Here is a 20216-nt window from a genome sequence, read left to right on the forward strand (position 1 = left end):
CCAGGGCGACCGCCGGCTCAGAAGTCCTCGGCGAGGACGCGCTCCGCGTTGCGCTCGGCGAGCGCGGTGATCGTGACGAACGGGTTCACCCCGACGGAGCCGGGGATCAGCGACCCGTCGGTGACGTACAGGTTCCGGTGGCCGCGCACCCGCCCGTAGGCGTCGGTGGCGTCGCCGAGCACGCAGCCGCCCAGCGGGTGGTAGGTGAACCGGTTCTCGAACGCCCGCGTGTCCCCGAACAGGTCGTGCCGGTAGATCGTGCCGTTGGCCCGGTTGATCCGGTCGAACACGGCCTTCGCCGCGTCGATGGACGGTTGTCCCTGCGATTCGCGCCAGCGCAGCCGCGCCGAGTCGGTGGCCGCGTCGTACTCGATGCGCCCGCGCTCGGGGTTGCGGGTGATCGCCAGGTAGAGGCTCGCCCAGGTCTCGATGCCCGCGGGCACCGGCGCGATCTCGGCGAACACCGGGTTCTCCGGGTCGTGCCGGTTGTCGATGCCGAGCGCGGGCATGCCGGACTGCACGAGCCCGGTGGTGTCCCACGGGTGGTTGGCGCGGCCGAGCATCACGTTGCCGTTCGGGCCCCACTTCTCGCCGAGCTCGGCGGGCAGGTCCGGCAGCGCCCCGGTGTCGCGGGCGCGCAGCAGCAGTTCGGTGGTGCCGAGGCTGCCCGCGCCGAGGAACAGGTGCTCGCAGGAGATCTCGTCGGTGGCGCGGACCTCGCCGAGCTCGTCGATGCGTTCCGTGGTGAGCACGTAGCCGCCGTCGGCCTCCTGCCGGATGGAGGTGACGCGGGTGAGGGTCTGCAGCGTGACGTTGCCGGTGCCGAGCGCCGCGGGGATGTAGCTCTTGTCCAGGCTGCGCTTGCCGTGGTTGTTGCCGTAGATCACCTCGGAGGCCAGCGCGGACTTCGGGACCTCACCGGCGGCTTCCCGGCGCATGTAGTCGAAGTCGTAGACGTTCGGCACGAAGGTGGTGCCGAATCCGGCGCGTTCGGCGTGCCTGCGGGACAGCCGCGCGTAGCCGTAGCAGTCGGCGTCCTCGAACCAGCCGGGGTCCGGGGAGTTGGCGCCGAGCATCCGGTTCGCCAGCGGGTAGTACCGCCGGTACATCGGCTCCGGGTCCACGCCGGGCAGGATGCGCGCGAAGTCGTCCCGTTCGGGGGTGACGGCCATGCCGCCGTTGACGAGGGATCCGCCGCCGACGCCGCGGCCGACGTAGACGTCCATCTCGTCGTAGTGCATCCGGTCGAGCACGCCCGCGTAGGGCTTGACGTCCCGGTTCACCAGGTCGAGCCACAGGATGCTGGCCAGCGGTGCTTCGGTGCGGGTGCGGAACCAGGTGCTGCGGTGGTCGGGCTGCAGCATGTCGCAGAAGATCGATCCGTCGGAGCCCGCGGTGTCCCAGAGCCTGCCCATCTCCAGCATCAGCGTGGGCACGCCCGCGGAGCCGAGGCGCAGCGCGGTGGTGGCCGCGCCGTAGCCGGAGCCGATCACCACGGCGGGAACGGTGGTGCGCCGGCCGGCGGCGGCCGCGCCGCGGGTGGAGATGGTGGTGAGGCCGAGGGCGGCGGCCGCGTTGAGCGCGGTGAGGCCGAGCATGCGCCTGCGGGAGAGGGTCATGACGCTGGATGGTGCAACGCGCACGCACAGTTGTGAACCCTGTTCACGTAAACGATGCAAACAACGTGAACAGGTATCACTTCAGCGGATGCGCCGTGGCTTCGGCCACAGCCGCCACGCCACCACGCCGAGCACCGCCGCAGGCCCCAGCTCCCGCGAATCCGTCGAACCGAACGCGTTGTCCCCCACCACGTGCCACCCGGCGCCCTCCCGGCGCACCGCCCGCTTCACCGACAGCTGCGCAGGTCGCGACGCCCATCGCACCAGCACCACATCACCCGCTCGGGCGGTCGCGCGCGTCCGCACCACCACCACGTCCCCGTCGCGCAGCGCGGGCACCATCGACGCCCCGCGCACCAGCACCCGGCGCCACCGCCACCGATCCAGCCCGGACACCCGTCCCACCTCCGGTCGAGAGCACCCCCGCAGCGGTCCCTCCGGGAAGACGCACGAGATCGTCGCGAGTAGGGTCACGCACGTCGGAGCATTCACTGTCAGGGAGGAATGATGGGTCTACTGTCCCGTATCCTCAGCCCGCGCCTGGAAGCCACCGCGCACTGCGACCTGCCGTGCGGGGTCTACGACCCGGCACAGGCGCGGATCGAGGCTGAGTCCGTCAAGGCCGTGCAGGAGAAGTACCAGAACAACGAGGACTTCGAGTTCCGCACTCGCGCGATCATCATCGCCGAGCAGCGCTCCGAGCTCGTCAAGCACCACCTGTGGGTGCTGTGGACTGACTACTTCAAGCCGCCGCACTTCGAGAAGTACCCGCAGCTGCACGAGCTGGTCAACAAGGCCACCAAGGCCGCTGGGGCGACCGGCACCAAGGGTTCGATGGACCCGGCCAAGGGCCAGGAGCTGCTGGACTACATCGCGGAGATCGAGAAGATCTTCTGGGAGACCAAGCAGGGCTGAGCTCGCTTCGCCGGAACGGCGCCACCGCAGCGGCAACACCGCGCGGCGGCGCCGTTCTCGCGTCCGGGGGTCGTTCTCGCGTCCGGCACCGCTCCCGCATCCGAGCGCCCCGAGCGCGGTGTCGCGGCGGGCGGCGGACGTCCAGCCGCCTAAACTGCGTCGCGTGGCGGAATCCGGAGAGCGCAAGGTCTTCCTGCTGCGGCACGGCGAGACGGAGTGGTCCAGCAGCGGCAAGCACACCGGGCGCACCGACGTCCCGCTCACCACGCGCGGCGAGCAGCTCGCCGTCGCCGCCGGCCGCACCCTCGCCGATCTGCGCGGCGAGGCACCGCTGACCGCGTTCGCCAGCCCGCGCGGCCGCGCGCGGCGCACCGCCGAGCTCGCCGGGCTCACCCCCGAGGTCGAACCGCTGCTGGCCGAGTGGGACTACGGCGACTACGAGGGACGCACCACCCCGGAGATCCGCCGGGAGGTTCCGGAGTGGACGGTGTGGACGCACCCCTGCCCCGGCGGCGAATCCGCCGCCGACGTCACCGCCCGCGCCGACGCGCTGCTCGACCGCATCGCGACCGCGCCCGCCGGGGACGTGCTGCTCGCCGGGCACGGGCACTTCAGCCGGGCGCTGATCGCCCGCTGGCTCGGCCTGCCGGTCACCGAGGGCGTTCGGTTCGCCCTCGACCCGGCCGGGATCACCGTGCTCGGGCACGAGCGCGGCGTCCCCCAGCTCGAACGCTCCAACGTGCCCGCTCCGGTCCGATAGCGAAGGAACAGCAATGTCGCAGCACGTCATCCGCCGGGTGATCGAGTCCGACGTCCCCGCGGTGGTGTCGCTGGTGCACGCGCTCGCCGAGTACGAGAAGGCGGCCGAGGAGTGCCACCTCACCGAGCCCGACCTGCACCGCGCGCTGTTCGGGGCGGACCCGGCGCTGTTCGGGCACGTCGCCGAGGTGGACGGCGAGGTGGTGGGCTTCGCCCTGTGGTTCCTGAACTTCTCCACCTGGGAAGGCCGCCACGGCATCTACCTGGAGGACCTGTTCGTGCTGCCCGAGCGGCGCGGTTCGGGCCTCGGCAAGGCACTGCTGCGCACGCTCGCGCAGGAGTGCGTGGCGCGCGGCTACGCCCGGCTGGAGTGGTGGGTGCTGGACTGGAACACCCCGGCCATCGAGTTCTACGAGTCGGTCGGCGCGCGCGGCATGGACGAGTGGACGGTGCACCGCCTCACCGGCGACGAGCTGCGCGAGTTCGGCGCCTGACGCGAGGCCTGCCATCCCGCGCGGGACACCGGCGGGTGACACCCGATCCAGCGGTTCCGATCACCGTTCCGTCGAGGCGTTCAGCGCCGCCGTGCGCCGCGCGGCACGTCCCGCGCACGCGAAGGCTCCAGCGGCGGCCCGCTCGCCGCGCTCCGGCGGGCTCAGCGCCCGGAGCGCGGCCGCGAGCAGGCCGGGCCGGGGTCGATCAGCTCTCGCCGGAGCCACCGCCGTTGAGCGGCCGCCCGTACAGCGACCACACCCGGCCCTGCCGGTTGAACATCAGCCACAGCACCGCCACCGCGGGCACCGCGATCGCGAACCCGATCAGCGGCTGCTTCGACGGCCCGATCGCGTACCAGGCGATGCCCAGCAGGATCAGCTGCAGCAGCAGCGCGGGCGTGCGCGCCCAGTGCCTGCCCTGCCACATGCCGACGCCCGCGGCGAGCACGGCCAGCGAGATGATGCCGAAGTACCCGGCTTCGGCGAACGTGTCGGTGCGGTCCAGCGTGTTCACCCCGCCGAGGTCGGGGGCGCCGGTGCGCACCAGCAGCGCGACGACGAAGGCGAGTCCCGCCACCGCTTCGGCGATGGTGAGGACGGCGGCGATGCGCACGGTGCGCGGAGGAGCGGAGGGCGGCACGGCGGCATCGCCTTTCGGACTCGACGGAATGCGGTGCAGGTCACACTCGACCCGGGGGAGCCGAACACCGGCCCCTACCACTGATCGTGACTCTGCGTATGCGCTTTCCAGGGTAATACCGCCCGAACGCCGCATGGCTCGGGCCGGGTGCGAGCGCGAAGATCGTGCCATGGCAGCAGCGGTGGTCGTGGGCAACGGGGTGTCCCACCGAGCAGCGCGACGACCTGCCCGATCCGGTCAGCGGCGCGGGCGCGCTCCGGGGTTGTGCGCCCACGCCGAACCGGTACCGATGGTCGACGACCGTGCCCGCGCGGGCGCACCACTAGGCGGAGCAGGCGCGACGCGCCCGGCCCGCGAGGTGTCTCAGCCCGCCGCCGGTCGAGTCGACCGGGACCGCAGCGTCCCGCTCCGTCCCACGTCGCCGACCGGGAGAGGAGCAGCGACTCGATCGAGCCGAACCTGACCGACGGGCCGCACCCCGCGAAGCCGCGGGAACGCCTCCCCTAAGCTGCAGGTCGTGCGCGCCGTGCTCGTCGTCAATCCGCAGGCGACCTCGACCACCGCCGCCGGGCGGGACGTGGTGGCCCACGCCTTGGCCGACGTCGTGAAGCTCGAGGTCGCCCAGACCCGGTACCGGGGCCACGCAGGCGAGGTCGCCCGAGCCGCGGCCGCCGAAGGCGTGGACCTGGTCATCGCGCACGGCGGGGACGGCACGGTCAACGAGGTCGTCAACGGACTGCTCGCCGATCCGAGCCCGGAGCACGGGCGGCCCACCCTCGGCGTCGTGCCGGGCGGTTCGGCGAACGTGTTCGCGCGGGCCCTGGGCCTGCCGAAGGACCCGATCGAGGCGACGCACCGGTTGTTGCAGGCCATCGCCACCGACAGCAGCAGGCTGGTCGGGCTCGGCAGGGCCAACGACCGCTGGTTCACCTTCAACGCGGGCGTCGGCTGGGACGCCGACGTGGTCGCCGAGGTCGACCAGCTGCGCGGCCACGGCCGCGACGTCACCCCCGCCCTCTACGCCCGCACCGCGCTGAACTGCTACTTCCGCATGTCACGGCGAGAACCGATGATCACCGTGCAGGTCGGCGACGAGGAGCCGGTCACCGGGCTGCACACCGCGTTCGTGGCCAACACCGACCCGTGGACCTACCTGGGATCGCGGCCGATGCGGATGAATCCGGACACCACGTTCGACACCGGACTCGGCGTGTTCTCACTGCGCGACATGAACGCTTACGTTGTGTTGCGCTACATCGCGCAGATGCTCCGCGGTAGTGCGAAACCACACGGAAGAAACGCGCTTCGGCGTGCCGATGTCGGGCACATCCACGTAGCCTGTCAGGAGCCGTTGCGTCTGCAGGTCGACGGCGACAACCTCGGCGAGCGTTCGGTCATCGAGTTCGTGTCCGTGCCGGACGCCCTGCGGGTCGCTGTATAACCTTCTCGTAACGGAGCCCGATCGCTGATCGACGGCCCCGCCCCTGACCAGCGATCATTCGAAACCCCTGGTCACGAGACATCGATCTTTCAGGTGAGTTGGCTCACGGCACGAGATCGAACTCTTGACATCACGGCAGTTCGTGAAAGCATTCACAAGCACACGGACTCCGTGAAAGCATTCACAAACACCCCGAACGAACTACCGGCGCGTCACGTGCGCGCCTAGCGAGGAGCAAGGAATCATGGACTGGCGCCACGATGCGGTTTGCCGTGACGAGGACCCGGAGCTGTTCTTCCCCGTTGGGAACAGCGGTCCTGCGCTGCTGCAGATCGCCGAGGCGAAAGCCGTGTGCCGGCGTTGCCCGGTTGCCTCCGAGTGCCTGGCGTGGGCACTGGAGAGCGGTCAGGACGCCGGTGTCTGGGGCGGTATGAGCGAGGACGAGCGGCGTGCCCTCAAGCGTCGCAGCTCGCGGACTCGGGCGGCTCGCACCAACGCCTGAGCAGCGGACCTGCTCGCAGCGTAGTGGGTCGGCCGGTGGGCATCCCGGCCGACCCCGCGCAAACCCCCCGGGCGACCCGACACGGCGGTCGCGAAGAAAACTGCACATCCCCGACGAGAACCGGGGTCGATCAGCGTCGATGCCGGTCAGCGGCCACCCCCAAGGCGCACTGACCGAGCGGACCGACCCCAGGTGAGCCACCCCGCAATCGGGCTCACCGACCTCATCGACGCGCTTGCGGCGTCAGGCGCTCAGCGGCGGTACTTCAACGGAACCCGCAACACCGCTTCCGTTCCCCGCTGTCGGCCCCGACCGCGCAAGCTCAACGAACCCCGCAGTTCAGACTCGACGAGGGTTCGCACGATCTGCAGGCCGAGACGTTCGGCGCGCTCCAGGGAGAAGCCCTTCGGCAGTCCCTGACCGTCATCCGAGATGACGACGTCGAGCCAGCGCGCCGAACGCTCCGCCTGCACCACGACCTCCCCGCCGGTGCCTTCCGGGAACGCGTGCTCGAACGCGTTCTGCACCAGTTCGGTCAGCACCATCACCAGCGGCGTGGCCAACTCGGCCGACACCACCCCGAACCGGCCTTCCCGGCTCACCTTCACCCCGGTCTCGGCCACCGCGACATCGCTCATCATCGGGATCACCCGGTCCACGACGTCGTCCAGGTCGACGCGCTCGTCCACCGACATCGACAGCGTCTCGTGCACCAGCGCGATCGAGGTGACCCGCCGCACCGATTCGTCCAGCGCCAGCCGCGCCTCCGAGTTGCCGGTCCGCCGCGACTGGAGCCGCAGCAGCGCCGCCACGGTCTGCAGGTTGTTCTTCACCCGGTGGTGGATCTCGCGGATCGTGGCGTCCTTCGACATCAACGCCCGGTCCCGGCGCTTCACCTCGGTCACGTCCCGGACCAGCACCAACGCGCCCGCGACCTGGCCGCGCGGCTGCAGCGGCAACGCGCGGAACAGCACCGTCGCGCCCTTCGCCTCCGCCTCCATGCGCATGCTCGGCTCACCGGACACCGCGCGGCGCACCCGCTGCGCCACCTCGTCGGCGTCGAACGGATCGGACAGCAACGACCGGGTCAGCGGCGCCAGCTGCACCCCGACGAGATCCGCGGCGTGCCCCATCCGGTGGTACGCCGACAGCGCGTTCGGACTGGCGAACACGACCGTGCCGGACGCGTCCACCCGGACCAGGCCATCGCCGACGCGCGGACTGGTGTGCACGTCCGGCGCGGGCTCCGGGGTGGGGAACGTGCCGTCGGCGATCATCTGGCACAGGTCGGCGGCACTGCCGAGGTAGGAGATCTCCAGCGGGCTCGGCACCCGCGGCACCGCCAAGTTCGTGTCCCGGCTCAGCACCGCGACGATCTCCTGCTCCAGCTTCACCGGGATCGTCTCGCGGCGCACCGGCACGCCCAGGTGCCAGCGCGGGTCCTCCTCCCGGCAGATCCGACCCTCCAGCGCGGCGCGCCGCAGCTGCGGGTGCTCCTCCGGGGTCACCTCGGTGGAGACCACGTCCTCCGGGTGCGCGGTCGGCGCCGTCGTCGGCCGGGCCTGCGCCACGCACAGGAACCGGTCCTCAGTGGCACCTTCCGGGCCGATCGGGACCCACAGCAGGAAATCGGCGAACGACAGGTCCGACAGCAGCTGCCACTCCGCGACGACCAGCTGGAGGTGGTCGGCGGCGGCCCCGGACAACCCGGTGTGCTCGGCCAGCAGGTCACTCAGCGTCGACAAGGCGCTCCTTCGGTCCGAACTCGGCGACCGCCGAGGGGATCGCCCGCACGGCACCGCCCCCGGCGGCCGCGACCACCGGCTCGGCGCGAACCCCTTCGAGCACGAGTTCCCCTCCACGACGGGTTTCGTCAAGGAAACCACGCGCCGGGCCACCCCACGGGCCCGGGTGGCGCACGTGCGAGACTGGACAGCCAGAACTCCGCAAGGAACCAAACCCCGCCCACGGCCGGCCCGGCCGGAGCGCGGGACGACGTGAGGGAGGGGTCATGGGAAAGCGTTCCCGCAAGAAGAAGGACCGGCGCAAGAACAAGGCCAACCACGGCAAGCGCCCCAACGGCAGCTGACGTGACGGTGCGCTCCGCGCGCCGCACGCATGCGAGAGCCCCGGACCGGTGTGGTCCGGGGCTCTTCTGCGTCTCACGGCCGATGCGTCTCACGGCCGATGCGTCTCGCGGCGGGCCGGTCGCGGTGCGGCTACTCGGGCGCGGAGGTCCGCTTCTTGGCCCGCACCTCGACCGAGGTGCCGTCCGGCCCGCGCTCGACCGTCACGTCCGCCTGCCGCAGCACCGTCTCGCGGATCGAGCTGCGCAACCGCTCCCGCAGGTCCGAGGGGGCGTGCTCGCCGCCGCACTTGCGGTGCAGCAGCTCCTTGAGGTGCTCCTCCAGGCCGTAGTGCTCCAGGCAGCTCCCGCACTCGTCCAAGTGCTCCTGCAGCGCCGCGCGCCGGTCCTTGTTGCACTCGTTGTCCAGGAACAGCCACACCTCGGCGAGCACGTCCTCGCAGGACGCCTCGTCATGTTCGCAGGTCACGAGGTGCTCACCTCCTGCTTTTTCTCCCTGAGAAAGCCGCGGTCGCGCGCCACGTCGGTCAGCATGTCGCGCAGCTGCCGACGACCGCGGTGCAGCCGCGACATCACCGTACCGATGGGCGTCCCCATGATCTCGGCGATCTCCTTGTAGGCGAAGCCTTCCACATCGGCCAAGTAGACGACCATGCGGAACTCCTCCGCCAACTGCTGCAGCGCGTTCTTCACGTCGGAGTCCGGCAGCCGGTCCAACGCCTCCACTTCGGCCGAGCGCAGCCCGGTGGAGGTGTGGTTCTCGGCCTGGGCGAGCTGCCAGTCGGCGATCTCGTCCGTCGGCTGCTGCTGCGGCTGCCGCTGCCGCTTGCGGTAACCGTTGATGTAGGTGTTGGTGAGGATGCGGTACAGCCACGCCTTCAGGTTCGTGCCCTGCTTGAACGACTTGAACGCCGAGTAGGCCTTCAGGTACGTCTCCTGCACGAGGTCCTCGGCGTCCGGCGCGTTGCGCGTCATCCGCAGCGCGGCGCCGTAGAGCTGGTCGAGCAGCGGCATCGCGTCCCGCTCGAAGCGGGCCATGCGCTGCTGATCGGTCTCCTCGACCTGCTCGGGCTCGGCCGCCGCGGCGGTGCCGTCGGCGGTCTCCGCCGTGCCGGGTTGCTCCGGGGTGTTGACCACCGGGTTCCTTTCCCGCCGCCAGGACGAGGTGGCTGCTGGCGACGAACCCATGCCGTCCTGCGCATGGACCCACTTCGAGGATACCCGTCCGATGCCCCGCTCACCTGCACCAGAGCTCTCGGGCAGGTCCCGCTGCCGTTCGAGTAAGCACGTGTTCGTCAACTCCGTCACGGCCGGTGCAACGCGGTGCGGACGGCGGGTATTCCTGCCCTAAGGTCGACCGCATGGCAGGCAGGGGAACACCGGCGACCGCACTGCTGGACCGGCATCGGATCGAGCACCGGGTGCACGCGTACGAGCACGACCCCCGCGCGGAGTCCTTCGGCGCGGAAGCGGCCGATGCGCTGGGACGACCACCGGAGCAGGTGTTCAAGACGCTGGTCGCCGAGGTCGACGGGGCGCTGGCCGTCGGGGTGGTGCCGGTGACCGGCCAGCTCGACCTCAAGGCGCTGGCCGCGGCGCGCGGCGGGAAGAAGGCGAAGCTCGCCGACATGGCGGCCGCCGAACGCGCCACCGGTTACGTGGCGGGCGGCATCTCCCCGCTCGGGCAGAAGAAGCGGCTGCCGGTGGTGGTCGACTCCTCCGCGGAGGCGTTCGACACGATCTTCTGCAGCGCCGGACGGCGCGGCCTGGAGATCGAGCTCGCCGCGGCCGACCTGGTCCGGCTGCTGGGCGCGCAGGTCGCCGACATCGCCGGGTGACGGCGGGCCTGCTCAGTCGAGCGGCCGCAGGACCCGGGTGAGCCACTCGTCGACGGCGCGGAACACGGCGTCCACGTCGGCCTTCAACGAGTGGTCGCCCGCGACGAGCACCACGTCGCGCCGGTGCGCGGGCTCGGGCCTGCCGAACGCGTCCCGCTCGCCCTGCACCACCAGCACCGGAACGTCGACGGCGGCGAGCTCCGCCGCCCGCGACTTCTCCGGCTTGCCCGGCGGGTGCAGCGGGAATGCCAGGCACAGCACCGCGGACGCGGCACCCGCCTCGGCGGTGCGGCACGCCACCCGCGCCCCGGACGAGCGGCCCCCGAACAGCAACGGCAGGTCCGGGAACCAGCGCTCCCCCAGGTCTTCGGCGACGGCCAGCCACGCAGCGTCGAGCTGCTTCGCGGGCGCGGGCGCCTTCCGGCCCGCCACCCGGTAGGGCTGCTCGACCAGCGCCACGTGCACACCGGCGTCGGTGGCGGCGCGGGTCGCGGCCACCAGGTCCGGCGCGGCGATGCCACCGCCCGCGCCGTGCCCGAGCACGAGCGCCGCCCGGCCCTGCTCGGCGCAGTGCAGTTCGGCCGCGGCAGGCCCGTGCGGGGTGTCGATCTGCACTCTGGTCATTCGAACAGCGCCCCCTGTTCGGCGGGCGCGGGCACCGGCTCGGCCGGTTCCAGCAGGCCCGGGTGGTTGTTGCGCATGTTGTTCACCTCGGTGGACACCGTGGTCAGGTCCAGCTCGGCGAGCAGCCGCGGGTCCGGGTCGAGCAGCGGTCGCGGATCGATGCGCTCCGGGTCCAGCCAGTCGTCCCACTTGTCCGCGGGCAGCACCAGCGGCATCCGGTGGTGCACCCCCGCCAGCTCGCCGACCGCGCCAGTGGTGACGACGGCGCAGGTCACCAGGGGCGCCGAGGTGTTCTGCGGCGACCACCACGCGGAGAACACCGCGGCCATCGCGAGGCTGTCCCCGCCGCGGTGCGCGCACAGGTACGGCTGCTTCCGCCCGTCCCCCGGCCGCCACTCGTACCAGCCGGTCGCAGGCATCAGGCAGCGGCGGCGGGCCGCGGATTCGGCGTAGGCGGGCTTGCCGGTGATCGTCTCAGCCCGCGCGTTGATCATCGGCGGGCCGCCGGCCGGGTCCTTCGCCCAGGTCGGCACGAGGCCCCAGCGCACCGGCCGCACGCTGCGCTCGGCGCCGCGGCGCACCACGATCGGCACCGTCTTGGTGGGCGTGACGTTGTAGTCCGGGCCGAGCAGCCCTTCCGAGCGGTCCACGGCGTCGAACTCGGCGGCCAGCGCCGCCGGGTCGCGCCGCACCGCGTAGCGACCGCACATCAGCACTCACCCCGCGTCCCGAGCATGATCCAACGCTACCGCCGGGTCCGGGTCGGCCTGCGGGGCGATGAGCTCGGCGCCGTTGTGCCGCACGTCGTTCACCGCCGAGGACACCGGCCGCAGCTCCAACGCCGCCACCAGGTCCGGCGAGGGTTCGAGCAGCCCGGACGCGTCGTGCCGCTCGGGGTCGAGCCAGTCCTCCCACGCGTCCGCGGGCAGCACCAGCGGCATCCGGTCGTGCACCTCGGCGAGCGCGCCGATGGCCGTGGTGGTCAGCACCGAGCAGGTCACCAGCGGCGGGGCGTCCTCCGGCGCGGCCGGGTCGTGCCAGGTCTCCCACAGCCCGGCCAGCGCCAAGCTCGCCCCGTCCGGGGAGGTCATGAAGTAGGGCTGCTTGCGGTCGCCGTCGCGCTTCCACTCGTACCAGCCGTCGGCGGGCAGCAGGCAGCGCCGGTACTTCGCGGCGGCGCGGAACGCGGGCTTCGCGGTGACCGTCTCCGCCTTCGCGTTGATCATGCGGTTGCCGATCTTCGGGTCCTTCGCCCACTTCGGCACCAGTCCCCAGCGCATCGTCCGCAGCCTGCGCTCCGGCTCGCCCTCGCGGTGCCGCGCCACCACGGCCGGCACCTGCTTGGTGGGCGCCACGTTGTAGTCGGCGCCGCCGGAACCACCGATCCGGTCGTCGGCGGCGAACTCGGCCGCCAGCGCCGCCGGGTCCTTCGTGGAGGCGTACCTGCCGCACACGTCCTGGTCACCTCCACCGTCGCCGCCGGACGGGGCTCGCGCCGCGCCCGGGCCCATCGTCGCAGCACCCACCGACGACGTCGAACTCCTCGGGTCCGGCCCCGTACGGTTGAGCAGGGACGAATGCGGGATCATGGGGGCATGACGCAGCTCTGGCCCGCACCGGTCGCCGCAGGCCCGGTCCGCGCGACGGTCCCCGTCCCCGGCTCCAAGTCGATCACCAACCGCGCGTTGGTGCTCGCCGCGCTCGCCGACGGGCCGTCCACGCTGCGCGGGCCGTTGCGCAGCAGGGACACCGAGCTGATGGCGGCGGCGCTGCGCTCCCTCGGCACCGGCGTGCGGGACGGCGCCGACGGCGCGTGGCTGGTCGAACCGGGCGAGCTGCGCGCCCCCGCCAGCGTGGACTGCGGCCTCGCCGGGACCGTGATGCGGTTCCTGCCGCCGCTCGCCGCGCTCGCCGAAGGACCGGTGTCCTTCGACGGCGACCCGCACGCGCGGAACCGGCCGCTGGACACGGTGCTCGACGCGCTGCGCGAGCTCGGCGCCGACATCACCGGCGCGTCGCTGCCGTTCGAACTGCGCGGCACCGGGTCGCTGCCCGGCGGGCGGGTCACCATCGACGCCTCCGCGTCCTCCCAATTCGTCTCCGGGCTGCTGCTGTCCGCGCCCCGGTTCGAGCAGGGCGTGACCGTGGTGCACGACGGGCCGCCGGTGCCGTCGCTGCCGCACATCGACATGACCGTGGCGATGCTGCGGGACGCGGGCGTCGAGGTCGACGACCAGCGCCGCGACACCTGGCAGGTCTCCCCCGGCCCGATCCGGGCGCTGGACCTGGCCGTCGAACCGGACCTGTCCAACGCCACCCCGTTCCTCGCGGCCGCCGCGGCCACCGCCGGCGAGGTCACCGTGCCGGGCTGGCCCGCGACGACGACGCAGGCGGGCGACGCGTTCCGGGACATCCTCACCTCGATGGGCGCCGAGGTCGCGCTGCACGCGGACGGGCTCACCGCCACCGGCCCCGACCGGCTGCGGCCGGTGGACGTCGACCTGCACGAGGTCGGCGAGCTCGCCCCCACCGTCGCCGCGCTCGCCGCACTCGCCGACGGCCCGTCGCGGCTGCACGGCATCGCGCACCTGCGCGGGCACGAGACCGACCGGCTCGCCGCGCTGGAACGGGAGATCACCGGCCTCGGCGGGGACGTCGAGCAGACCACCGACGGCCTGCTGATCCGGCCCCGCCCGCTGCACGGCGGCACCTGGCACACCTACGCCGACCACCGGATGGCCACCGCGGGCGCCATCCTCGGCCTGCGCGTCCCCGACGTTGAAGTGGAGGACGTCGCCACCACCCGCAAGACCATCCCCGACTTCCCGGGGATGTGGGCGGCGATGCTGGAGCCGGTGGCCTGATGGGCCGCCGCGGCTGGCGAGACCTGGACGAATCCGATGTGCGGGTGCGCCCCGGACGCGGCACCCGGCCGCGCAGCAAGCGCCGCCCGGAGCACGCCGACGCCGCCCACGCGATGGTCGTGGCCGTGGACCGCGGCCGGTGGACCTGCGCGCTCGAAGGCGACCCGGACCGGCTGGTCACCTCGATGCGCGCCCGCGAACTGGGCCGCACCCCGGTCGTCGTCGGCGACCAGGTGGAGCTCGTCGGGGACACCTCGGGACGCGCCGACACGCTCGCCCGGATCGTGCGGGTCGCCGACCGCAGCAGCGTGCTGCGCCGCACCGCCGACGACACCGACCCGTACGAGCGGATCGTGGTCGCCAACGCGCAGCGGCTCATCATCGTCGCCTCGCTCGCCGACCCGCCGCCGCGGACCGGGCTGATCGACCGCTGCCTGGTCGCCGCCTACGCGGGCGGGCTCACCCCCGTGCTGTGCCTGACCAAATCCGACCTGGCCACGCCCGACGAGGTGCTGGCCACCTACTCGGCGCTGCCGCTGCCGATCGTCGTCACCAACATGCACGAGCTGCACGAGAACCTGTCCACCCAGCTCGACGGCCGGGTGTGCGCCCTGGTCGGGCACTCCGGCGTCGGCAAGTCCACGCTGGTGAACACGCTGGTGCCGCACGCCGAACGCGCCACCGGCGAGGTCAGCGGTGTCGGCAAGGGCAGGCACACCTCGACCTCCGCGGTGGCCCTGCCGCTGCCCGCCGGGGGCTGGGTCGTCGACACCCCCGGCATCCGCTCGTTCGGGCTCGCGCACGTCACCGCCGACGATCTGATCAGCGCGTTCACCGGATTCGCCGAAGCCGCCGAGGAATGCCCGTCGAACTGCGGCCACCTCGGCGGCGGCGAGGACCCCGAGTGCCACCTCGACACCTACGCCGCTTCCGGCTCGGGCCGCGCCGAACAGCTGGGCTCGCTGCGGCGGCTGCTGCGCTCCCGCGCAGGCCGCGACGAAGCCTGACTTCTTGTCTCGTCCGCTTCTGCTGCGAGTGGGGGTGGGTGGCGGAACCTCAGCGGTTCCCTCGCCGCGGGATCGATTTCACAGGTGCCTCCGCCACAGGAGAAATCGCTGTCCTCGCGAGGAGAACGCTGAGAACCCGCGGCGGTGCCGGTGTCTTTGGTGGTCGTCAGCTCAGCGGCTGCGCCGCTGACAGGACGGGACGGTGCTGGAGTCGGGGGTGCAGGTCGGGCGCACTCGGGTGGGTGGTGCTCGCGGTGCTCGGATCGGGTCACCTGGTCGGTGGAAACCGTTGCGGCCGAACGGGAATCCCGGGGAAAGCCGACAGCCCGCGGAAACCTCGACGACTCGAACGGCACCTGTGCGCGTCGCATCGCGTTGCTAGCGTCGAACGCGGCCGTCGTCCCCCGACGAGGAGCTCGACCATGCCCCGAGTCCACCCCGCCACCGCGCTGACCACCGCACTGCTCGGCGCCCTCACCGCGGTGAGCTGCGCCCCCTCCCCCGCACCACAGCCCTCCAAGCCCGCCGCCGCCCGACCCGATCCGCGCGCCTCCGCAGAACCACTGCTCACCGACGTGCTGAACCGCATCGACGAGCAGGGCAGCGTGCGCAGCGACGTGCGCGGCGACCTCGGGTTCGTCGGCGAACTGCACGGCGACGGCGCGGTCCGCTACGCCCCCGACCACGCCGACGTGGCGCTCCGCGGCACCACCCGGCCCGCGGCCCAGCCACCGCAACCGGTGGAACTGGCCGTGGTCGACGGCGTCGGCTACCTGAAATCACCGCTGCTGCAAGCGGAACCGGGCAAGCCGTGGCTGCGGCTCGCCGCCGACGGCACCGACTTCGCCGCGATGCTGCTGTCCCCGGCCCTCGCCCAGGTGCAGGACGCCACCGATCCGCGCGCCACGTTCGGCGGCGTCGCCGCCGCCACCAAGATCCAGTCGAGCGCTCCGGACCAGGTCGACGGCACCCCTGCCACCCGCTACAGCCTGCGGGTGCTCACCGCCCAGGGCGCCGCCACCGCACCGGACGAGCGGCAGCGGGCCCGGCTGCGGAAGGCGGCCGAGGCCGGGCGCGCCGAGATCGGCTACGAGCTGTGGCTCGACGACGACGGACTCCCCGCGCGGTTCGCCGCCACCGAACAGGTCGCGCAGGCCGGGCAGGTGTCGTTGACCTCCACCTACCGCGACTGGGGCGCGCCCGTGGAGATCACCGCGCCACCGGCGGACCAGATCGGCGCCTTCCCGGACGGGCCACCGCCGGGAGCACAACCGCCGCGCTGACGAACTTTCCCGAACCGCCCACAACGGGTGAAGCGCGCTGCTAGCTTCCGATCGCCGATATTGATCAGCGGAAGGAAGTTCCGTGCGCCGCACGAGCATCGCAGTGTGCACCGTCGCGTTGACCGCGACCTTGGGGGGATGTGCCCTCGGGCAGAACCAGGCCGGTTCGGAGGCCGGTTCCAGCGACTCCGGGGCCCAGCAGGGCGGGGCCTACAGCGACCTCGCCTCGCTGGTCGCCGGCGCCACCCAGGCCATGGACGACAACCAGTCGTACAAGCTGAAGCTGAACGCCACGCTCGGCAGCGCCGGTGGCCTCCAGACCGACTGCGACGTCGACGCCACCCAGTCCGCGATGAGCTGCACCGGTACCACCGGCGAGATCATCGTCGTCGACGGCGAGACGTACATGAAGAACCCGCAGCTGAACGCGATGAGCGGCGACCCGGGCAAGCCGTGGGCGCACATCTCCCAGGACGGCCCCGGGGCCGCCGTCGGCGGCGCGCAGTCCGCGGCGCTGTCGGAGGCCGCCGACTTCCGCAAGCTGCTGCCCGAAGGCTCCCAGTTCACCAAGGTCGGGCCCGACGCCGTCGACGGGACGCAGGCCACCAAGTACGAGGTCGTCACCGACATCAACGACGTCATCGGCTCGGCCGACGGCATCCTCAAGCAGAGCTACGAGATGCTGCTCAAGGCCGGTGTCACCGAGCTCAAGCAGACCGTGTGGGCCGACGACGAGGGCCGCCCGCTCAAGGTCGAGCAGACCACGCCCCCGATGAACATCGCGGGCCAGCAGGTCGACGAATCGACCACCACCCTCACCTACTCCGACTGGGGGAAGTCGGTCAGCGTCGCGAAGCCGGACGCATCCCAGATCCGCGAGTTCGAGATGCCGGGCCTGCCGCAAGGCCCGTGAACCACGACCGGCCGGGACGCCACGCGCGCCCCGGCCGTCCGGGTCACATCAGTTCCAGCAGGAACGGGACCTCCTGCGGCGCGTACCAGGACAACTCGTGGTCCTCGGCCTCGCCCAGCACGAACTCCGCGTCCGGGTCCCCCAGATCCGCCGAGTCGATCACGTCGGACGCGGCGCGCACCGCGTCCTCCGCCTCCGGCGAGTCCACGTGCACGGCGGCGATCTTCTTCCACGGCACCGGACCGGACAGCCGCACCACCGCGTGGTCCAGGTCCGGGCGCAGCGTCACGTCCTCGACATCGGCGGAGATCACCACCCGGCGCAGGTCCGCCTTCTCGTCCTCCGCGAGCTCGCTCGCGATCAGCCGCAGCGAGGCCCGTGCGGCTTCGCGCATCGCGGCGTACTCCAGCTCCTCGGTGTCCCCCGCCGCGTACGACTCCCGCAGCGCGGGCGTCAACGCGAAACCGGTGCCGCTGAGCGGCTGGATCTGCTGGTCCTCCACCAGGCCGCGCGTCATGCGCACCGTGGCGGGCAGGTAAACCCTCATCCGTCGACCGTCCCGATCATCTCTTCCACTGACTCCCCGATCATGGCCGCCAGCACGTCCACATCGGACATGGCGTCCCGGTCCCCGTTCAAGCCGAAGTACACCCCTCCGTCGTAGGAGGTCACCCCGATCGCCAGCGACTGGTTCTTCGCCAGCGGCACCACCGGGAACATCTCCGTCATCTTCGCGCCCGCCGCGTACAGCGGTACCTGCGGCCCCGGCACGTTCGTCACCAGCACGTTGAACAGCCGGTCCGAGAACCCGTTGGCGACCCGCGCGCCCAGCGCGTGCAGCGTCGGCGGTGCGAATCCGGACACCCCCACCAGCGCCTCCGCCGCCACCGACCGGCCCGACTCGGCGTGCGCCCGCAGCGCGTGGCTGATGTGGTGCAGCCGCAGCACCGGGCTCGGCTCACCCACCGGCAGGTCCACCAGGTAGGCCGCCACCCGGTTCCCGTCCGCCCCGGAGACCTCGTCCGCACCGCCGGACTCCGCACCGCGCACCGACACCGGCACCATCGCGCGCAGCGTCGTCGAACCCGACACCACCTCGCCCCGGGACAGCAGCCAGTTCCGCAACGCGCCCGCCACGACCGCGAGGACCACGTCGTTCACCGTGCCCCCGTGCGACTGCCGGACCGCGCGGAAATCGTCCAGCTTCGCCCGGGCGACCGCGAAGCGGCGCTGCGTCGACGTGGGCCCGTTCAGCGGACCGCCCGGCGCGGGCACCGCCGCGGCGCGCACCGCCGTCGCGAGACCGCCGAGCGCTCCGGTCACCTTCCGCACCGTCGCCGCCACGTCCCCGGCCGCCGAGCGCGCGTTCTCCACGATCTCGCCCGGGCGCTGCACGGCCTCCGTCACCGCCTCCAGCACCAGCTGCGCCGGGGTCGGATCCGGCCGCGGCATCCACAGGTCCTCCGCTTCCGGCCCGCCCTGGTGCACCGAGCGGTCGAAGATCACTTGGCCGATGTCGAGCGCGCCGATGCCGTCCACCATCGCCTGGTGCGTCTTCGTGATCACCGCGACCCTGCTGCGGGACAGGCCTTCCACCAGGTACAGCTCCCACAACGGACGTTCCGGGTCGAGCTTGCGGGACATCAACCGCGCCACCAGCTCGTGCAGCTGCTCGTCCTTGCCCGGTTTCGGCAACGCCGAGCGGCGCACGTGGTAGGTGATGTCGAAGTCCTGGTCGTCCACCCACACCGGGCGCGCCAGCTTCCCCGGCAGCTGCCGCACCTTCTGCCGGTACCGCGGCACCATCGCCAGCCTGCGGTCGATCATCGACAGCACGTTGTCGTACTCGAACCCGCTGCGCGGCCTGCGGAACACCGCCACCCCGCCCACGTGCATCGGCGTCGTGTGGTCCTCCAGGTACAGGAACGAGGCGTCGAGTGCGGAGAGGCGATCGGGCATGCCGCGATACTGGCACACCAGCGGCCTGCTCAGAGCGGTCGCGTCGCCTCGTGTGACACTGGACTTCGTGACCAGCACTGCCTCACCCAAAGATCGGTTCGTCACCGTCTACGGCCGGAAACCGGTCCTGGAGGCGCTGTCCGACCTGGACCTGCGCGTCGACAAGGTGATCATCGCCGAAGGCATCGGCGGCCCCGCGATCAACGAGATCAAGGAAGCCGCCGCCGACCGCGCGGTCAAGGTGCAGCGCGCCAGCGCGCACCGGGTGAAGGTCCTCGCCGGCAACGGGCGGCACGACCAGGGCGTGCTCGCCGACGTCGTCGCCCGCAAGATGCGCCCTCTCGTCGACGCCCTCGACGACCCGGCCACCGCGCCGCGCCAGGTCCTGCTGCTGGACGGGCTCACCACGCCCGCGAACGTCGGCATGATCCTGCGGACCGCCACGGCCGCGGGCATCGACGGCATCATCGTTCCGCACCGCGGCGTGGCCGGGCTGGACCCGCTCGTCATCAAGGCCTCCGCGGGCGTCGCCTTCCACGCGCCGGTGCTGCGCTGCATGACCGCCGGGGACGCCGCGGAGATGCTCACCGACGCCGGCTATCCGCTGTACGCGTTGGAGGCCGACGGCGCGGAGAGCGTCTACGAAGCGGACTTCGGTTCGCGCGCGGCGTTCGTGCTCGGCAGCGAGACCGCCGGCCTCTCCGAAGAGGTGAGCACCCGCATCGCGCAGCAGATCGCCATCCCCATGCGGGGCGGCGTGGAGTCGTTGAACGTGGCCAGCGCCGCCGCCGTCCTCTGCTTCGAGCTGCTGCGGCGGCGCGGGGGCTGAACTGCGGCTCTGCGTTCTGCTCGGTGGAGCCCCGGTGCTGCGGTGCCGGGGCTTTTTCCTGCTCGGTGTTCGGTGCCGGCTATTAGTACTGAGTGCGTGGTGCCGGCGCGGCCTGGTTCGTTCTGGAGTGGTGCCGGTGTGGGCGGTCCGGGGTCGAGTGGTGCGGGCATGAGCGAAGTCCGGGTTTGAGCGGTGCCGGCTCGAGCAGCCCCGCACAGGTACCGGCATGCAAGGTCCGGGCATGCAAGGTCCGGGCATGCGAGGTGCGGGCATGCGAGGTGCGGGCATGCGAAAGGGCCCGACCGCCCCGCCGGTTCCGGCACATCACCGTGCCGCCCGAGGAACGATCAGGCCTTGGAAATGCAGGAACGCCCCGGAACCAGGTTCCGGGGCGTTCCCCTCATGAGTATTGTCGGCGGTGTCCTACTCTCCCACACCCTATC

Annotated in this window: 22 protein-coding genes; 11 read left to right on the top strand and 11 right to left on the bottom strand. The window is 72.1% G+C overall.

Annotation, left to right across the window (positions count from 1 at the left end; genetic code table 11):
• Nucleotides 1-17: 17 nt before the first annotated feature.
• Together ABZ805_RS22660 and ABZ805_RS22665 are read right to left on the bottom strand one after the other, a co-directional pair.
• The gene (locus ABZ805_RS22660) at nucleotides 18-1619 is read right to left on the bottom strand and encodes a GMC oxidoreductase (protein WP_358443658.1); all 1602 of its coding nucleotides are present in this window, start codon (nucleotides 1617-1619) and stop codon (nucleotides 18-20) included.
• A gap of 81 nt (nucleotides 1620-1700) precedes the next feature.
• On the bottom strand, nucleotides 1701-2015 hold the full coding sequence (locus ABZ805_RS22665) for a S24/S26 family peptidase (RefSeq protein WP_358443660.1): 315 nt from the start codon (nucleotides 2013-2015) through the stop codon (nucleotides 1701-1703).
• Between the two features lie 111 nt (nucleotides 2016-2126).
• Between ABZ805_RS22665 and sodN the strand changes: the two genes are divergently transcribed.
• The 3 genes from sodN to ABZ805_RS22680 all read left to right on the top strand — a co-directional run bounded on the left by sodN (nucleotide 2127) and on the right by ABZ805_RS22680 (nucleotide 3787).
• The gene (sodN, locus tag ABZ805_RS22670; RefSeq protein WP_224960478.1) at nucleotides 2127-2534 is read left to right on the top strand and encodes a superoxide dismutase, Ni; all 408 of its coding nucleotides are present in this window, start codon (nucleotides 2127-2129) and stop codon (nucleotides 2532-2534) included.
• A 163-nt stretch (nucleotides 2535-2697) separates the two neighbouring features.
• Nucleotides 2698-3294, top strand: a complete 597-nt coding sequence (locus tag ABZ805_RS22675) for an acid phosphatase (RefSeq protein WP_358443664.1) — start codon at nucleotides 2698-2700, stop codon at nucleotides 3292-3294.
• A gap of 13 nt (nucleotides 3295-3307) precedes the next feature.
• Nucleotides 3308-3787: a GNAT family N-acetyltransferase gene (locus ABZ805_RS22680; protein ID WP_358443666.1), complete on the top strand. Its 480-nt coding sequence runs from the start codon at nucleotides 3308-3310 to the stop codon at nucleotides 3785-3787.
• 205 nt (nucleotides 3788-3992) lie between these two features.
• Here ABZ805_RS22680 and ABZ805_RS22685 read toward each other — a convergent pair whose 3' ends face one another.
• Complete coding sequence (locus tag ABZ805_RS22685) at nucleotides 3993-4400, bottom strand: hypothetical protein (RefSeq protein ID WP_358443668.1); 408 nt, start codon at nucleotides 4398-4400, stop codon at nucleotides 3993-3995.
• 544 nt (nucleotides 4401-4944) lie between these two features.
• Here ABZ805_RS22685 and ABZ805_RS22690 point away from each other — a divergent pair.
• Nucleotides 4945-5868, top strand: a complete 924-nt coding sequence (locus ABZ805_RS22690) for a diacylglycerol kinase family protein (RefSeq protein ID WP_358443670.1) — start codon at nucleotides 4945-4947, stop codon at nucleotides 5866-5868.
• A 244-nt stretch (nucleotides 5869-6112) separates the two neighbouring features.
• The gene (locus ABZ805_RS22695) at nucleotides 6113-6370 is read left to right on the top strand and encodes a WhiB family transcriptional regulator (protein ID WP_200073222.1); all 258 of its coding nucleotides are present in this window, start codon (nucleotides 6113-6115) and stop codon (nucleotides 6368-6370) included.
• A 251-nt stretch (nucleotides 6371-6621) separates the two neighbouring features.
• On the opposite strand, the gene ABZ805_RS22700 is transcribed toward ABZ805_RS22695, so the two are convergent.
• The 3 genes from ABZ805_RS22700 to ABZ805_RS22710 all read right to left on the bottom strand — a co-directional run bounded on the left by ABZ805_RS22700 (nucleotide 6622) and on the right by ABZ805_RS22710 (nucleotide 9593).
• Nucleotides 6622-8115, bottom strand: coding sequence for a histidine kinase N-terminal domain-containing protein (locus ABZ805_RS22700; RefSeq protein ID WP_358443673.1), 1494 nt, complete (start codon nucleotides 8113-8115; stop codon nucleotides 6622-6624).
• Between the two features lie 474 nt (nucleotides 8116-8589).
• Entirely contained in the window at nucleotides 8590-8925 is a 336-nt protein-coding gene (gene rsrA, locus ABZ805_RS22705; protein ID WP_358443675.1) for a mycothiol system anti-sigma-R factor, read from the bottom strand.
• Entirely contained in the window at nucleotides 8922-9593 is a 672-nt protein-coding gene (locus ABZ805_RS22710) for a sigma-70 family RNA polymerase sigma factor (protein ID WP_358443678.1), read from the bottom strand. The genes rsrA and ABZ805_RS22710 overlap by 4 nt, the downstream gene beginning before the upstream one ends.
• A 224-nt stretch (nucleotides 9594-9817) precedes the next feature.
• On the opposite strand from ABZ805_RS22710, the gene ybaK reads away from it, so the two are divergent.
• Nucleotides 9818-10294 carry a Cys-tRNA(Pro) deacylase gene (gene ybaK / locus ABZ805_RS22715; protein ID WP_358443681.1) on the top strand — a complete coding sequence of 159 codons (477 nt, stop codon included), beginning with the start codon at nucleotides 9818-9820 and terminating at the stop codon, nucleotides 10292-10294.
• A 12-nt stretch (nucleotides 10295-10306) separates the two neighbouring features.
• Here ybaK and ABZ805_RS22720 read toward each other — a convergent pair whose 3' ends face one another.
• From ABZ805_RS22720 to ABZ805_RS22730, 3 genes are read right to left on the bottom strand one after another with little or no spacing between them, the layout of a single operon-like run.
• Entirely contained in the window at nucleotides 10307-10918 is a 612-nt protein-coding gene (locus tag ABZ805_RS22720) for an alpha/beta family hydrolase (protein WP_358443684.1), read from the bottom strand.
• Complete coding sequence (locus ABZ805_RS22725) at nucleotides 10915-11628, bottom strand: SOS response-associated peptidase (protein ID WP_358443686.1); 714 nt, start codon at nucleotides 11626-11628, stop codon at nucleotides 10915-10917. Before ABZ805_RS22725 ends, ABZ805_RS22720 begins: the two co-directional genes overlap by 4 nt.
• Nucleotides 11629-11634: 6 nt before the next feature.
• Nucleotides 11635-12372, bottom strand: a complete 738-nt coding sequence (locus ABZ805_RS22730; RefSeq protein ID WP_358443706.1) for an SOS response-associated peptidase — start codon at nucleotides 12370-12372, stop codon at nucleotides 11635-11637.
• A 141-nt stretch (nucleotides 12373-12513) separates the two neighbouring features.
• Between ABZ805_RS22730 and aroA the strand changes: the two genes are divergently transcribed.
• From aroA to ABZ805_RS22750, 4 genes are all read left to right on the top strand, one after another.
• The gene (gene aroA, locus ABZ805_RS22735) at nucleotides 12514-13782 is read left to right on the top strand and encodes a 3-phosphoshikimate 1-carboxyvinyltransferase (RefSeq protein ID WP_358443689.1); all 1269 of its coding nucleotides are present in this window, start codon (nucleotides 12514-12516) and stop codon (nucleotides 13780-13782) included.
• Entirely contained in the window at nucleotides 13782-14789 is a 1008-nt protein-coding gene (rsgA, locus tag ABZ805_RS22740) for a ribosome small subunit-dependent GTPase A (RefSeq protein WP_358443692.1), read from the top strand. The genes aroA and rsgA overlap by 1 nt, the downstream gene beginning before the upstream one ends.
• A 422-nt stretch (nucleotides 14790-15211) precedes the next feature.
• On the top strand, nucleotides 15212-16072 hold the full coding sequence (locus ABZ805_RS22745; RefSeq protein WP_358443694.1) for a hypothetical protein: 861 nt from the start codon (nucleotides 15212-15214) through the stop codon (nucleotides 16070-16072).
• Nucleotides 16073-16154: 82 nt separating this feature from the next.
• Nucleotides 16155-16985: a hypothetical protein gene (locus ABZ805_RS22750; protein ID WP_358443697.1), complete on the top strand. Its 831-nt coding sequence runs from the start codon at nucleotides 16155-16157 to the stop codon at nucleotides 16983-16985.
• A gap of 43 nt (nucleotides 16986-17028) precedes the next feature.
• Here the strand turns inward: ABZ805_RS22750 and ABZ805_RS22755 are convergent, their stop codons facing one another.
• Nucleotides 17029-17532 (bottom strand): hypothetical protein, encoded by a 504-nt coding sequence (locus tag ABZ805_RS22755; protein WP_358443699.1) that lies wholly within the window; start codon nucleotides 17530-17532, stop codon nucleotides 17029-17031.
• Nucleotides 17529-18944: a wax ester/triacylglycerol synthase family O-acyltransferase gene (locus ABZ805_RS22760; protein WP_358443701.1), complete on the bottom strand. Its 1416-nt coding sequence runs from the start codon at nucleotides 18942-18944 to the stop codon at nucleotides 17529-17531. Before ABZ805_RS22760 ends, ABZ805_RS22755 begins: the two co-directional genes overlap by 4 nt.
• 67 nt (nucleotides 18945-19011) lie before the next feature.
• Between ABZ805_RS22760 and ABZ805_RS22765 the strand changes: the two genes are divergently transcribed.
• Entirely contained in the window at nucleotides 19012-19773 is a 762-nt protein-coding gene (locus ABZ805_RS22765; protein ID WP_358443703.1) for an RNA methyltransferase, read from the top strand.
• The last annotated feature ends 443 nt before the right edge of the window (nucleotides 19774-20216 follow it).

It is taken from the genome of Saccharopolyspora sp. NPDC047091 (assembly GCF_040643635.1).
GTDB lineage: Bacteria > Actinomycetota > Actinomycetes > Mycobacteriales > Pseudonocardiaceae > Saccharopolyspora_C.